At 42.2% G+C, this 14,949-nt stretch carries 12 protein-coding genes; 5 read left to right on the plus strand and 7 right to left on the minus strand.

Annotation, left to right across the window (positions count from 1 at the left end; translation table 11 throughout):
* Positions 1-10: 10 nt before the first annotated feature.
* A complete protein-coding gene (alaS, locus tag C1A09_RS11675) occupies positions 11-2,632 on the minus strand; it encodes an alanine--tRNA ligase (RefSeq protein ID WP_101544389.1) in 2,622 nt (873 codons plus the stop codon).
* Positions 2,633-2,735: 103 nt separating this feature from the next.
* Here alaS and C1A09_RS11680 point away from each other — a divergent pair, with 103 nt between their 5' ends.
* Both C1A09_RS11680 and C1A09_RS11685 read left to right on the plus strand, forming a co-directional pair.
* Positions 2,736-3,704 (plus strand): M23 family metallopeptidase, encoded by a 969-nt coding sequence (locus C1A09_RS11680; RefSeq protein WP_101544391.1) that lies wholly within the window; start codon positions 2,736-2,738, stop codon positions 3,702-3,704.
* A gap of 35 nt (positions 3,705-3,739) precedes the next feature.
* Positions 3,740-4,120 (plus strand): MerR family transcriptional regulator, encoded by a 381-nt coding sequence (locus C1A09_RS11685; protein ID WP_101544393.1) that lies wholly within the window; start codon positions 3,740-3,742, stop codon positions 4,118-4,120.
* On the opposite strand, the gene C1A09_RS11690 is transcribed toward C1A09_RS11685, so the two are convergent.
* The 6 genes from C1A09_RS11690 to C1A09_RS11715 form a co-directional block, all read right to left on the minus strand.
* Positions 4,117-6,384, minus strand: coding sequence for a RelA/SpoT family protein (locus C1A09_RS11690; RefSeq protein WP_101544396.1), 2,268 nt, complete (start codon positions 6,382-6,384; stop codon positions 4,117-4,119). The genes C1A09_RS11685 and C1A09_RS11690 overlap by 4 nt on opposite strands.
* Before the next feature lie 73 nt (positions 6,385-6,457).
* Positions 6,458-7,771, minus strand: a complete 1,314-nt coding sequence (locus tag C1A09_RS11695; RefSeq protein WP_101544398.1) for a lytic transglycosylase domain-containing protein — start codon at positions 7,769-7,771, stop codon at positions 6,458-6,460.
* Positions 7,772-7,819: 48 nt separating this feature from the next.
* Positions 7,820-8,671, minus strand: coding sequence for a DUF5683 domain-containing protein (locus C1A09_RS11700; protein ID WP_101544400.1), 852 nt, complete (start codon positions 8,669-8,671; stop codon positions 7,820-7,822).
* Positions 8,672-9,559 (minus strand): ParB/RepB/Spo0J family partition protein, encoded by an 888-nt coding sequence (locus C1A09_RS11705; protein WP_101544402.1) that lies wholly within the window; start codon positions 9,557-9,559, stop codon positions 8,672-8,674. It lies immediately after the preceding gene.
* A gap of 68 nt (positions 9,560-9,627) precedes the next feature.
* Positions 9,628-10,395: a ParA family protein gene (locus C1A09_RS11710; RefSeq protein WP_101544403.1), complete on the minus strand. Its 768-nt coding sequence runs from the start codon at positions 10,393-10,395 to the stop codon at positions 9,628-9,630.
* A 1,173-nt stretch (positions 10,396-11,568) separates the two neighbouring features.
* Positions 11,569-12,045, minus strand: coding sequence for a DUF456 domain-containing protein (locus C1A09_RS11715; RefSeq protein ID WP_180949224.1), 477 nt, complete (start codon positions 12,043-12,045; stop codon positions 11,569-11,571).
* 73 nt (positions 12,046-12,118) lie between these two features.
* Here C1A09_RS11715 and surE point away from each other — a divergent pair, with 73 nt between their 5' ends.
* The 3 genes from surE to C1A09_RS11730 all read left to right on the plus strand — a co-directional run bounded on the left by surE (position 12,119) and on the right by C1A09_RS11730 (position 14,899).
* Positions 12,119-12,883 (plus strand): 5'/3'-nucleotidase SurE, encoded by a 765-nt coding sequence (gene surE, locus C1A09_RS11720; RefSeq protein ID WP_101544407.1) that lies wholly within the window; start codon positions 12,119-12,121, stop codon positions 12,881-12,883.
* A gap of 22 nt (positions 12,884-12,905) precedes the next feature.
* A complete protein-coding gene (gene lpxB, locus C1A09_RS11725; RefSeq protein ID WP_101544408.1) occupies positions 12,906-14,060 on the plus strand; it encodes a lipid-A-disaccharide synthase in 1,155 nt (384 codons plus the stop codon).
* Positions 14,061-14,152: 92 nt separating this feature from the next.
* Positions 14,153-14,899: a NigD1/NigD2 family lipoprotein gene (locus C1A09_RS11730; protein WP_101544411.1), complete on the plus strand. Its 747-nt coding sequence runs from the start codon at positions 14,153-14,155 to the stop codon at positions 14,897-14,899.
* The last annotated feature ends 50 nt before the right edge of the window (positions 14,900-14,949 follow it).

Below are 14,949 nucleotides of genomic sequence, written 5' to 3' on the forward strand. Positions count from 1 at the left end.
TAGAGGCTGTTTATAGCCCTGCCAATTCCATAATTTTATCTACTGCAGCGTTCAAACCATCAGGGTTTTTACCACCTGCAGTTGCAAAATGAGGTTGACCGCCACCGCCACCTTGTATCAGTTTAGCTGCTTCTTTCACCAAGTTACCCGCTTTAAGACCACCAGCTACGAGGTTATCGCTTAACATAACTGTCAACATCGGTTTACCTTCGAATACTGTTCCGGCTACGAAGAAAAGATTTTCCGTAATTTCTCCACGCAATTGGAAAGCGATATTTTTAACGGCATCGGCAGGTATCATTGCTGCACAGAACTTAATAACCTTTATACCGTTTACTTCTTGAGCGTTTTGCAACAATTTTTCTTTCAGTTGTGCTTCCTTTTCTTTCATGAAGTCTTCCACCTGTTTCTTTAACCCTGCATTTTCTTCAATATACTTACGGATTGCACCGGATAAGTCGGGTGCATTGTTGAAAAGTGCTTTCAGGTCGCGCATGGTGTCTTGGAAAGTATCCAACATTTCCTCTACACGTGCTCCTGTGTATGCTTCGATACGACGAATACCGGCAGCAACAGAACTTTCGGATACAATCTTCACCATTCCGATGTTTCCGGTAGCGGCAACGTGTGTACCACCGCAGAATTCGATGGAAGAGCCGAACTGGATAACACGTACATGGTCGCCATACTTTTCACCAAAAAGTGCGATGGCACCCAGTTCTTTAGCTTCTTCAATAGGAATATTACGATATTCTTTCAAAGGAATATTAGCACGTATCTTGGCATTTACAATGTGTTCTACCTGACGAAGTTCCTCATCTGTTACTTTTTGGAAATGGGAAAAGTCAAAACGCAGAGAGTCAGGAGTAACTAAAGAACCTTTCTGTTCTACGTGGTCACCTAATACTTCACGTAATGCGGCATCCAGCAAATGGGTAGCAGAGTGGTTAGCGGCACATGCGGCACGCTTTTCTGTATCCACGCAAGCCATCATCGGAGCTTCCAAATATTCGGGCAACTTCTTGGTAATATGAATAGGAAGATTGTTTTCTTTCTTCGTATCAATTACTTCGATAGTTTCAAATTCATTCACCAATACCCCCGTATCACCTACCTGACCACCACTTTCGGCATAGAACGGAGTCTTGTCCAATACAATCTGATATAAAGTCTGATTCTTTTGTCTCACCTGGCGATAACGCAGAATGGATGTTTCATATTCCGTATAATCATAACCCACAAATTCTGTGGTACCCTCCTTCAATGTAATCCAATCACCGGTTTCAACGGCTGCAGCATTGCGAGCACGTTGTTTCTGTTTCTCCATTTCGGCATTGAATTCCTTGATATCGGCAGTCATGTCATTTTCGCGCAAGATAAGTTCCGTGAGGTCGAGTGGGAAACCGAACGTATCATATAATGTAAAGGCATCTTTACCGCTGATTTCAGTCTTACCGGCAACTTTGGTATCTGCCATTGTCTTGTCGAGTAAGCGTATACCGGTTTCCAGAGTGCGAAGGAAGGAATCTTCTTCTTCTTTAATCACTTTGGTAATCAATTCTTTTTGCGCATTCAATTCGGGGTAGGCACCACCCATATTTTCAATCAGCACGGGGAGAAGTTTGTACAGGAATGCCTGTTTTTGTCCAAGAAATGTATAGCCATAACGTACTGCACGGCGGAGGATACGGCGAATTACATAACCTGCTTTTGCATTACTCGGCAATTGGCCGTCTGTGATAGAAAAGGCAATAGTTCGGATGTGGTCGGCAATAACACGCATAGCAATGTCTGATTTTTCATCTTCGCCATACTTTTTACCTGCCATGTCACCGATGGCTTTCAATATCGGTTGGAATACATCTGTATCATAGTTGGAAGTTTTACCTTGTAATGTACGTACCAAACGTTCAAATCCCATGCCTGTATCAATTACTTTGGCGGGAAGTCCTTCGAGGCTACCGTCCGCTTTACGGTTGAATTGCATAAATACAAGATTCCAAATTTCAATAACTTGCGGATGGTCTTTGTTCACCAACTGGCTACCGGGAACTTGTGCTTTCTCTTCTTCCGAGCGGGAATCAACATGTATTTCTGAACACGGACCACAAGGCCCCGTATCGCCCATTTCCCAGAAATTATCGTGTTTGTTCCCATTAAGGATATGGTCTTTGGGTAAGAATTGTTCCCAATAAGATGCAGCTTCGTTGTCGCGTTCCAGACCTTCTTCAGGACTACCTTCAAATACGGTGGCATAAAGATCCTTGGGATCCAGTTTCAATACGTCTACCAGATATTCCCACGCCCATGAAATAGCTTCTTTCTTAAAGTAGTCACCAAACGACCAGTTACCTAGCATCTCAAACATGGTGTGATGATAAGTATCATGACCTACTTCCTCCAGGTCGTTGTGCTTTCCGCTCACACGAAGGCATTTCTGTGAGTCGGCAACTCTTTTATATTTTGCCGGGTGGTTACCCAAAATAATGTCTTTAAACTGGTTCATACCCGCGTTGGTAAACATCAACGTGGGGTCATCTTTAATCACCATCGGTGCCGAAGGCACAATCTGATGGCTTTTACTTTCAAAAAAACTCTTGAACGAGTCTCTGATTTCATTTGCAGTCAACATACTCTATATATCTATCCTTGAGGTTAATATTCTTGAAAAAACTGTGCAAAGATAGCGTGTTTTTATTACTTTTGTCGCATTGACAAGCGAAATATTTCCTAAGATGCGCAAAGTTTACTACATTTATAATCCAAGGACACAGACTTATGACCGAATCTATCCTACTGTACGGCAACGGGCATTAAGTATTTTGCGTCGTTTATTTTTTGGTATGGGACTGGGTGCGGGTAGTTTCATCATACTGTTATTAATTTTCGGTTCTCCGTCGGAGAAGGAGTTGAGAAAAGAAAATAGTAAGCTACAAGCGCAGTATAATGTACTTTCCCGTCGGTTGGATGAGGCGATGGGGGTGTTGCAGGATATACAGCAGCGTGATGACAACCTTTATCGTGTCATCTTTCAAGCCGATCCGATACCTTCGACCATTCGTAAGGCGGGTTATGGCGGTACAAACCGTTATGAGCACTTGATGGATATGGCGAACTCGGATTTGGTTATCAACACTACACAGAAAATGGATATGCTGACCAAACAGCTTTATATTCAATCACGTTCTTTTGATGATGTAGTGAAGATGTGTAAGAACCATGATGAGATGTTGAAATGTATTCCTGCTATCCAACCTATTTCCAATAAAGATTTACGGAAGACTGCTTCTGGCTATGGAACGCGTATAGATCCTATATACGGTACTGCTCGTTTCCATGCAGGGATGGACTTCTCTGCTCATCCGGGTACAGATGTCTACGCTACCGGTGACGGAAAAGTGATAAAGATGGGGTGGGAGACCGGATATGGTAATATAATTATTATAGATCATGGTTTTGGTTATCAGACTTGGTATGCCCACTTGCAAGGTTTTCGTACGCAACTTGGTAAGCGAGTTGTACGGGGTGAGGTGATTGGTGCAGTTGGCAGTACAGGTAAAAGTACCGGACCGCACCTTCATTATGAGGTACATGTAAAAGGCCAGGTTGTAAACCCCGTCAACTATTACTTTATGGATCTTAGTGCCGAAGATTATGACCATATGATTCAGATTGCGGAGAACCACGGTAAGATGATGGATTGATGGATATTTGACAATGGTTAATTGAAAGTACTGATATGCTGAATACAGATAAAAAGCTGAAGTTATATTACTCTATTAGTGAGGTCGCGGCGATGTTCGATGTAAACGAGTCGTTGCTTCGTTTTTGGGAGAAAGAGTTTCCTCAACTCAATCCTAAGAAGGGGGGGCGTGGTATACGGCAATATCGAAAAGAGGATATTGAAACGGTAAAACTTATCTATCATTTGGTAAAGGAACGTGGTATGACCCTCCCTGGTGCCCGTCAGCGAATGAAAGATAATAAGGAAACAACTCTTCGCAATTTTGAGATTGTAGATAGGCTGAAATCCATTCGCGAAGAGTTGGTAGGAATGCGTGATGCCTTGGACACGTTTACTTATCAACAAGTAGATGATTTGAAAGAAAATCTCTTTTAGTCTTCTATTCTCACTACCTGCTTGATGTTCTGTATCTGTTTCAAATTATTACAAATAGAACGTACGTCATCCACATCGTGTACATAGAGTTGTATCTTGCCTTCAAAAATACCGTCGATGGTTTCAATTGTCAGTTTACGGATATTTACATTCAGCTGACGCGAGATAACTTGAGTTACTTCATTCAGCAATCCCATACAGTCTATACCTTTTATATATATGGTAACCAAGAAGGTGAGATCTTTGTGTGTATCCCATTCTGTGGCAATGATCCGGTTGCCGTAGCTGCTCTTTAAACGGGCGGCAACGGGGCACTGGCGTTTATGAATAATAACATGGTTTTCTTCATCAATGTAGCCCAGTACGTCGTCTCCGGGAATGGGATGGCAACAGTCTGCCATGATGTAGTTCTTCGAAATAGTTTCTTCTGTCAGCTTTAATATCTGCTTTGTATTGATTTTCTCTTGTGAAGTCTTTTCTTCAGGTTGTTCTTTACCATCTTTATTGTCCTTGTTTTCTTTGCTTCCAAAAGAGAAAGTGAGATATTTTTTCCAATTACTACTTTGCTTTTCTTTAAATATATTCTTATCCGCATCGCCCAATACAATTTTTTTACTTCCGACGGCGATGAGAAGTTCATCGGGAGTATGGAAATTATGTAGCTTGGTTAGTTTGTTCAGTGCAGCATCATCCATACGGATATCTTCATTTTGGAAGAACTCAGCTATCATTGTTTCGCCCTCTTTCTGATAAGCTTTCGCCTCTTTACGTAGAATGGAGGCAATTTTGGCACGAGCACGAGCGGTGGTGGCATACACTTCCCATTCCGGTTGAACACGTTGCGATTTGGAGGTTAATATTTCTACTTGGTCGCCACTTTGTAACTTATGGCTTAAGGGAACCAACTTATGATTGACTTTAGCACCTATACAATGGCTGCCAATATCAGTATGCAAAGAGAATGCAAAATCCAGTGCAGTGGAGTTTTGCGGCATGGTTTTAATTTCACCTTTCGGCGTAAATACAAAGATTTCCGAAGCGAAAAGATTTAATTTGATAGTATCAAGAAAGTCGATAGCATCTGGTTGAGGGTCATCAAGTATTTCCTTAATGGTACGTAACCATTTTTCAAGTTCACCTTCATCTTCGCTACCGCCACCTTCCTTATATTTCCAGTGAGCGGCGAAACCTTGTTCGGCAACGTCGTTCATGCGTTCACTCCGGATTTGAACCTCAATCCACTGTCCGTTGTTGCCCATGAGGGTGACGTGCAAAGCCTGATAACCATTGGCTTTCGGGTGGCTTACCCAATCGCGCAATCTATCAGGGTGTGGTTTGTATATTTTGGAAATAGAAACATAAATGTCGAAACAGTCATTTAGCTCTTCTTCCATGTTGCGGGGTTCAAAAATAATTCGTACGGCAAGCAAATCGTAGATTTCCTCAAAAGGAACATGCTTGGTCTGCATCTTGTTCCAGATGGAGTAGATGGATTTTATACGGGCAAGAATACGGTATTTCAACCCCATCTTGTCGAGTTGTGCACGTATCGGAGTTGTAAATTCATTGAATACTTTGTCGCGCTCAACGGCCGTCGCGGCAAGTTTTTTTTCTATTTCGTGATATTCTTCCGGATGTTCATATTTGAAACTTAGGTTTTCCAATTCCGTTTTGATCTTGTACAATCCTAAACGATTGGCAAGCGGAGCGTAGATATAAAGTGTTTCACCGGCAATCTTAAATTGCTTGTTGGGCAACATGGAACCAAGCGTACGCATGTTGTGCAACCGGTCTGCTATCTTAATAAGGATAACGCGAATATCATCGGACATGGTGAGAAGTAACTTCTTGAAGTTCTCGGCCTGTGCCGAAGCGCGGTCACCGAAGATACCGCCGGATATTTTTGTCAGTCCATCTACGATTTGGGCAATCTTGGGACCAAAAATATTCTCGATATCTTCTACGGTATAGTCGGTGTCTTCTACTACATCGTGTAACAAAGCCGAGCAGATAGAGGTGGAACCGAGTCCTATTTCATTACAAACAATCTTTGCCACGGCAATAGGATGCATTATGTAAGGCTCTCCCGAGCGGCGTTTGATACCCTTATGCGCTTGATTGGCAAAATTGAATGCTTTGGTTATTATCTCGACACGTTTACGGTGCTTAGTTGCCAAGTAGTCGTTTAACAGTTCCTGGAATGCCTGTTCAATCATTTCTTCTTCGGCTTTCTCTTTCTCCTTCTGGCTTACATTCTCTTCCATATACTGTTCTCCTTTTATTCACTTTCTGCAAAAATAAGCAATTTTCAATACGGGGCAAGCATTTGATGTTTTATTATTTATAAATCTTCAGTTGCTTCCCTGCGTTGATCCTTGTGCCGCTCAGTCCATTCCAGCTTTTTAGCTGATTGACGGTGACGCCATATTTACGTGCAATGGTAGACAAAGTTTCTCCATTCTTTATTTTATGATAAGTGGCACTTCCTTTAGGGGTACTACTTTGGTTGCGTGCCGTGCTTCGTGTATCGGCAACGGCAACTACCCTGCGATTTTTGAATAACTCTTTGCTACGGTGAGCATAGATAGTGTCCTGCTTGTCAATAAATGTGCTGATATAATTTATCGGAAGACGGAGAGTTTGTGCTTTGGTATCTCCCGGAATGATATTCTTTTTGAACTGGGGATTCAGGCTTTTGATTTCATCCAGATTGATACCGCATACATCGGCTATTTGTTCAAAATGGAGGTTACGGTTTACTTGTACCGTGTCAGTAGCATCCGGTATGTTGGTTTCCATCGGACAGATGTTGTGCTTACAATAATAAGTCATCACATAGTTGGCTGCAATGAAAGCAGGCACATAGCCACGCGTCTCTTTGGGCAGATAATTGTAGATTTCCCAATAATCTGTTTTTCCTCCGGCGCGTCGGATAGCCTTGTTGATGGTTCCTGGACCACAGTTATAAGCCGCAATTACCAAATTCCAGTCTTGATAAATGGCATACATGTCTTTCAGGTAACGTGCGGCAGCCCAGGTTGCTTTTATCGGATCGCGGCGTTCGTCTACCAGACTGTTACTTTCCAAACCGTAAATTTTCCCGGTTTGCAACATGAATTGCCACAGACCGGAAGCTCCTGCACGGGATACGGCAGAAGGGTTAAGAGCCGATTCGATGATAGGCAAGTATTTCAATTCGAGAGGTAACCCGTAAGCATCAAGCGCTTCTTCAAAGATAGGCATATAGAAGTTGCAGGCACTCAGCATAAATGCCACCTGATTACGCAGGCGTCCGGTATACATGTCGATGAATTTACGTATGATTTCGTTATACGGCATTTCCATGATAGTCGGCATGCGCGAAAGTCGGTCAATATATATCGAGTCACTGAACTCAGGATTAACGGTTGAAGTACTGCAATCTTTTCCTAAATCAATATAGTTTTTTGCCTTCCAGTCATTGAGCAAGCTGTCCAGCGGATAGGTCATACTTGTAGGTAAATCGATTATTTCGCGACGTTCCGTTCCGTTTTCACGGATGATTACATCTACACTTTCCTGTGCGTGTAGTTGCGGGGCAACGAACAGTGTACAGAACAGTAATGAGGAACCGGCTATTATCTTCTTCATGTATGTAGGTTTGTTTGTCATGAGTATATCTTTTTAAATCGGGTTTTATTCAAGTTTATCGGGTTTTGTTTAAAATCGGAAACTGCATTGTACCCCCACCGACCTGTTTGATGAACCGGTCATCTGATTGTTGATGACCGTAGGTTCTACTCTCATACTTAGGTCGGGAGTGATATCAAAGTTAGATAATTCAGCGTCTACGTATGCATCGATAACGGATATCAGATATACGCCAATAAATGCGAAAATACTTAAGTCGCGGTATCGGCGGTAGGTGTCTTTCCGTTTTCGCAGCAATTCTTTCAACTGGCTTTCGGATATGGTATATCCGGGAGGTAACAGGTCTGTGATACTGCTGGACTGCATATTGCCGTTCATGGCATCCTTATAGGCCTGAGAATAGTCTTTATACATCTTTCCGTTCCATGTCAAGGCGTAGGCACATCCGGCAAATCCACCGTAAATGATGGGGAGTTTCCAGTATTTACGATTATAGATCTGCCCGCCACCGGGGATGACAAGGGCTAACCAAGTTGCTTTTGTAGGGTTAGGTACCCATATCTTCTGGTTTATTTCTTTCTTGATACTGTCCGTAGGTACCGGCTGTTCTTTCAGCTCGGGACTGGAAGTCATTTCTAACAGTTTCTTTTTATTTTCCGCAGCAATACTGTCGGCAATGGTCAAACTGTCTGTCGTGGTCGCTGGCCGGCTGAGGGCAGAATTGACTGTTTCAAGGTTTAGGCTGTCGGTCAGCGGAAGTATCGGTTGCCGCTGAGTGTTGAGCGTATCGGTCTGCTGTCTGTGTATTCGTTTGGCAGCGGCACGCGGACGGTTCTGACCATACATAGCAATCCCTGCCGTTTGCAGGAAACAAAGCAGCAGGGTGATACAGATTTGATATATTCTTCTTTTCTTTGCCATTTATTTTTTCAGCGTATCCAGAATTCCAATGATACGTTCTAATTCTTCTTCGTTACTGAATGGGATACTGATTTTCCCTTTTCCTTTTTCCGAACAAGTCAGTTGTACTTTCGTGCTGAAGAAACTTGAAAGCTGTTGTCTCAGCATGTTGAATTCTTCGGGCAACTTGGCGCGTTTAGGAACGATTTTACGGTCGCCGCTTTTCACGGTTTCGCCTTCGTTTAGGGATTTTACAATCTCTTCCACCTTGCGCACGGAATAACCATGCTCGAGGATTTCTTCGAAAATCTTCACTTGTAATTTGGGGTCACCTAATGTCACCAGTGCACGGGCATGTCCCATATCTATCTGCTTGTTCTGCAATCCTATCTGAATAGGGGCGGGTAACTTCAATAGGCGCAGATAATTGGCAATCGTGGTACGTTTCTTTCCTACACGTTCACTGAGACGTTCCTGAGTCAGTCCATATTGTTCCAGCAGGTGCTGATAGGCGAGGGCGATTTCCACGGAATTCAGGTCTTCGCGTTGTATGTTTTCGATGAGCGCCATTTCCATGACGTTCTCGTCGTCGGCCGTACGGATATAGGCAGGAATACTTGTCAGTCCGGCAAGTTGCGAAGCCCGGAAGCGGCGTTCTCCGGCGATAATCTGATATTCATCGTCGGACAGCTTACGCAACGTGATAGGTTGGATAATTCCTATTTCTGAGATAGAATCGGCAAGTTCCTGTAACGCAGTCTGGTCAAATTCGTGACGTGGCTGGTTGGGATTGACGGCAATCTTCGACAATTCAATTTCATTAATGGAGGAAGAACCTTCAGTCTGCACTTCATCCATAGAGAGCAGGGCGTCCAGCCCTCGTCCTAATGCACTTCTTTTCTGTGCCATCTGTTTATTTACTATTTTACTATTTACACAAATTATTAGTTAATCTTACGGAATGTGTAACGTTACCGTTATTTCTCGTTCCGGCTGATTAATTCTTTGGCTAACGCCATGTGGTTTTTAGCTCCGGTAGAGTCTGCGTCATATAAAATCGTAGGCAGGCCATAGCTGGGAGCTTCACTCAACTTGACGTTACGCTGAATGACGGTGTTGAATACCAATTCCTGGAAGTGGCGTTTCACTTCGTCGTAAATTTGATTAGCCTGGCGCAAACGTGAGTCGTACATTGTCAACAAGAATCCTTCGATTTCGAGTGAAGGATTCAGCTTGGACTTAATAATTTTGATAGTATTCAGCAGTTTGCTAATTCCTTCCAGAGCGAAATACTCCGCCTGTACGGGGATGATGACCGAATCTGCGGCAGTCAGTGCATTTACTGTTATCAATCCCAATGACGGTGAACAGTCTATTAAAATATAGTCAAACTCTTCTTTCAGAGGAGAAAGCACTTCCTTCAATATTTTTTCACGGTTTTTGAGATTGAGCATTTCTATCTCGGCGCCTACCAGATTGATGTGGGAGGATATCACTTTTAATGTATCGATCTCTGTATCATGGATTGCGTCGCGCACATTTGCACGATCAATAATACATTCATAGATAGTACATTCTGCTTGCTTGATGTCCACACCGAGTCCCGAAGAAGCATTCGCCTGCGGGTCTGCGTCTACAACAAGTACTTTCTTTTCAAGCGTGGCGAGAGAAGCTGCTAAGTTGATTGTCGTTGTTGTCTTTCCTACACCACCTTTTTGATTTGCCAAAGCAATTATTTTTCCCATAATCTCAATGTTTATTGGCAGCGAAATAAGTGATAATTCCGAATAGCGCCTACTAAAAAAGAGAAAGATTGCAAAAACGGTTGATAAGTCACCTGTTTTGTTAATAACTCATAGGTGCTTTTAGACCATTTTACCTTCAAATGAAGGTTCTATGTGCTTCTTCTCTATATTAGGAGACAAATATACGTATTTCTCTTGAAATGAAATAGTTTTTTTTGTCTCGCTTGCAGAAGATTAAGATTTGTAAATGGTTCTAATTGTAAAGGTAACCCCTGTTTATTCTTGCTAAATAGACTTATCTTTTTAAATACAGAATTATCAGAAACGGATTATCTCCATTTTTTTTGCGTAACATCAGGTGATACAATACTTAATCATGTGCTTTTCAAGAATTTTGCATTACCGAAGGAAAGAGTTGGGAAAATATCATTTGTTACCCCTCGGCTAGTATCATTTGTTCATTACATAATTACTGGTATATTCCATAAGGCAACGATATAGGATTGCAAAAAGAAATGATGCATGTTATTTTCATGGCTATATATTATGATATGCGTATTTGTAATTATTATGCAAAATAAACGAGTATTCTTAAAAGAAGATTACGTTTTTGTCTGTGAAACTTTCGAATGCTTCTTTTTCTTTTTTTATTGGTTTCACTTTTATTTGATAAATATCTTAAAATGTGGAATTCCTCAAGTTTAAAGGAGAAAGAAGAGTATATTGTCTTTTTGACACATTGTCTTTTTTGCATACGCGAGAATTGCGTATTTCCGCCCTTGGATGGCTTTGAAGGATAAATCAGCAACCAAAATCCGTATCTCGCTTATGGATAGTGTGATATGGAAATATAGGCAACTCTAAAAAATAGAAAACAGTATCAAACTCTTTCTTAAACATCTTTTGTAGAAGTGATAAAGACGTGATTGGGGATGGATGTTGAGCTTGCTTGCGAGGGATGTTAATATCCATCGTGCCGGAAGTTAATAAGAATTATCCGGGATGTTAATATCCTTCATGTGGGATGTTAACATCCCTCGTTTAAGAGATGTATAAAAAGTGGATGTTATGCGGAAAAGATGTATTTTTATGCTTTTATTTTGTCTGTTCTTATTTTGTTTAGAACTTTTCGGGAAAAACAGTGTCAGTAGAATGGAACTTATCCTATCTTTTTTATAGGAAAACTGCCATAAATTGCCAAATAAAGTAACCGACTATTACACATTTCAGTACTGTGCCCAATAGAAATCCCAATAAGGAACCTAATCCAGACTTTAGGGCTTGTATTGTTTCCCGGCCACCAAGCAACTCTCCAATAAATGCACCCAGAAATGGCCCGAGAATAATGCCCCAAGGCATAAAGAACAGGCCGATTATTGTACCGGCGAAGCAACCACGTGTGCCCCATCGGCTGGCACCGCTGTATTTGCTGCCCAGCATGGGAATGAAATAGTCGAGTATCTGTACAATGACGACAATCAGTAGCCAAATCAGCAGTTCGGTAGTGGTGTATTGCACCTTGTCCGTGAAGTGTAATAACAGTAAACCGGCATAGGCGATGGGAGGTCCCGGAAGGATGGGAAGGAAACAACCGGCCAGTCCTGCAATCATACAGAGAATACCTGATATGATAAGAATAATGTCCATAATGAGCTTTTTTAAAGTATGGTGGTTAATATGTGGTTCTCTTTTGCTAAATTTGTAGCAAATTTAAGAAGAAAATATGGAAAATCAGAGACCTTTGATATTGATTTCCAATGATGACGGTATCATTGCGAAAGGAATTAGCGAGTTGATCAAGTTTCTTCGTCCACTGGGCGAAATTGTCGTCATGGCACCGGATGCGCCACGTTCGGGCGCTGCCTGTTCATTGACGGTGACAGAACCTATCCGCTATCAATTGCTCCGTAAAGATGTAGGATTGACGGTTTACAAATGCTCCGGTACACCGGTAGATTGTGTGAAGTTGGCTTTTCATACGGTGCTCGACCGTAAACCGGATTTAGTGGTAGGTGGCATCAACCATGGTGATAACTCTTCAGTGAATGTACACTATTCCGGTACGATGGGGGTTGTTATCGAGGGATGTCTGAAAGGGATACCTTCTATCGCTTTCTCTTTATGTAACCATCAACCTGATGCTGATTTTGAACCTGCCGGGCCTTATATTCGTGAAATAGCCCGCCAAGTGTTGGAAAAGGGATTGCCGCCGTTGACTTGCTTGAATGTGAACTTCCCTGATGCCAAAGAGCTGAAAGGAATCAAAGTCTGCGAACAGGCCAGAGGACAGTGGGTCAATGAGTGGGAAAATTTTGCTCATAGAAATGATACGCACTATTATTGGTTGACCGGTGAGTTTGAAGAAGCTGATGCCGAGAATGAGAAAACTGACCATTGGGCACTTGCCAACGGCTATGTAGCTATCACTCCCACAACGGTAGACGCTACAGCTTATGGATTGATTGATGAATTGAAGACTTGGTTTTAATTATCGGCTACTGTCAACTGTTATGAAGTATTATTTGATTGTCGGTGAAGCTTCCGGAGACTTGCATGCTTCTCATTTGATGGCTGCCTTGAAAGAGGAAGATCCGCAGGCGGAATTCCGCTTTTTTGGCGGTGACCTGATGGCTGCGGTGGGAGGAACGATGGTGAAGCATTATAAGGAGCTGGCTTATATGGGTTTTATTCCTGTATTGCTCCATTTGCGTGCTATCTTTGCCAATATGAAATGTTGTAAGGAGGATGTGGTAACTTGGCAACCGGATGTACTGATATTGGTGGATTATCCCGGGTTTAATCTGAACATTGCAAAATTTATCCATGCTCATACGCAAATTCCGGTCTTCTATTATATCTCTCCCAAAATCTGGGCTTGGAAAGAATATCGTATAAAGAATATCAAGAGGGATGTAGACGAATTATTTTCCATTCTGCCGTTTGAGGTGGAGTTTTTCGAGGGAAAACATCAATACCCGATACATTATGTGGGAAATCCTACGATGGATGAGGTGGTGGCTTTTTGCTCGTCTCACTCTGGCGTATTGGAGGAGTTTGTGAAGTCTAACGGATTATCTTCCAAACCGATTATCGCTTTGCTGGCAGGTAGCCGTAAGCAGGAAATCAAAGATAATTTGCCCGATATGCTCCGGGCGGCATCTGCTTTTCCTGATTATCAGCTGGTATTGGCGGGGGCACCGGGTATCTCCCCCGAATATTATAGGAAATATGTGGGGGGCGTTAGTGTGAAGATTGTATTTAATCAGACATTCTCTTTGTTGCAACAGGCTGAAGCGGCGTTGGTCACTTCGGGTACGGCAACGCTTGAGACGGCTTTGTTTCGTGTGCCACAGGTGGTATGTTATCATACACCGATAGGAAAGGTGATTGCTTTTCTGAAACGTCATATCTTGAAAGTGAAATATATCTCTTTGGTCAATTTGATAGCCGACCGGGAAGTTGTTCAGGAATTGGTTGCCGATAAGATGACCGTGGCATATATCCGTGAAGAGTTGGAACGCATTCTTTATAATAAAGAATATCGTGGGCAGATGCTCGAGGGGTATGAATATATGGCATCGCGTTTGGGTGAAGCGGGAGCACCGAAACGGGCAGCGAATCGGATGTTAGAGTTATTAAAGAAATATAGTAAAAAGAGAGGGTGATTTTTAAGAATTTGTTAAAATAGACAGAGCCGGTGCAGTAAATGCCCGGCTTTTGTATTTTTTATACAGAAACAAACTAAAAGACTTTAATTATGAGAAAATTACATTGGCTTTTTATGGCGATATGCTTGGCTGTGATGCCTGTGTTGCAATCATGCGATGATGATGATGACGGGTTTTCTGTAGGTGATTTTACACCGCCTTTATGGGCTACGGTACGTGTCACGGGCAATGCTTTCTATCTAGATTGTGATGTATGGGGGAAGCTTTGGCCTACAAATGTAAATTTGGGCGGATATGAACCTGCAGACGGGCAACGGGTTCTTACGGTATTTAATCCATTAGTCAAAGAATATGGTGATTTTGATTATGCCGTAAATATATTGCGCTTGCAGGAGGTCTTGACTAAAGAGGTTGAAGAATTGACTCCGGAGAATGATAGCGAATTTGGCAATGACCCTGTGTTTATTCACAAAGGTGATATCGGTATTAGCGGTGGGTATATGAATATAATTTTCCTGCAAAACTTGCCGTCGGATACGAAACATCGTATTAGTTTGGTACGACCTCAAAATGATGCTGAGTTATACGCTGAGGATGGTTATATTCATTTGGAACTTCGCTATAATAACTATGATGATTTGACCGGACTAAGAGTTTATGGGGCTGTGTCGTATAATTTAAATAGTCTGGATATTACCTCGGAAACCAAGGGCATCAAGCTGAAATTGAACTCGGAGGTGAATGATGAAGTGGAATTGACGTTCGACCTGAAAGAGCCGGGAGATAACACGGAGAATGTAGAAAATCTGGATTTGTCGAAGATGATGTTGGAATAATAGAGTTTGCTGTTGATTATAGAGAGGGCACAGGGGGATATGGATTCATA

The organism is Bacteroides cutis, from assembly GCF_900241005.1.
GTDB classification, from domain to species: Bacteria; Bacteroidota; Bacteroidia; order Bacteroidales; family Bacteroidaceae; genus Bacteroides; species Bacteroides cutis.